The organism is Trinickia terrae (assembly GCF_005144415.1).
In the GTDB taxonomy this organism is placed as follows: domain Bacteria; phylum Pseudomonadota; class Gammaproteobacteria; order Burkholderiales; family Burkholderiaceae; genus Trinickia_A; species Trinickia_A terrae.
Map to the genome: position 1 here is coordinate 1 of NZ_SWJE01000057.1, position 261 is coordinate 261.

Genomic DNA, 261 nt, shown 5'->3' on the forward strand with positions numbered 1-261 from the left:
GGGGTCAGTCTTGGTTCTATTTAAGGAGTTCTATCATGGCAAGTCTCGCTTCGGGTATCTCGGCAGGTTCGACGGCAGCTGGCACGCTCGACACCGCTTCGACCATCGCTCAAATGAACGCCAGCACGGCAGCGTCGATCGCCATGCAGGACGCGGCGACGAAAAACGAAAACGCGCTCAACAACGACGCCGCCAAGGACCAGCTCGAAGAAGCCGGTCCGAAGAACGCGAAGAGCCTGACGCAAGGTTAAGCGTGATTCG

The 261-nt window shown here is 58.2% G+C and carries 1 protein-coding gene; it reads left to right on the forward strand.

The annotated features are described in order from the left end of the window. Positions 1–251 (forward strand): hypothetical protein (locus tag FAZ69_RS33060; protein WP_206171260.1); only part of this gene is annotated, 251 nt, incomplete at its 5' end. Positions 252–261: the final 10 nt, after the last annotated feature.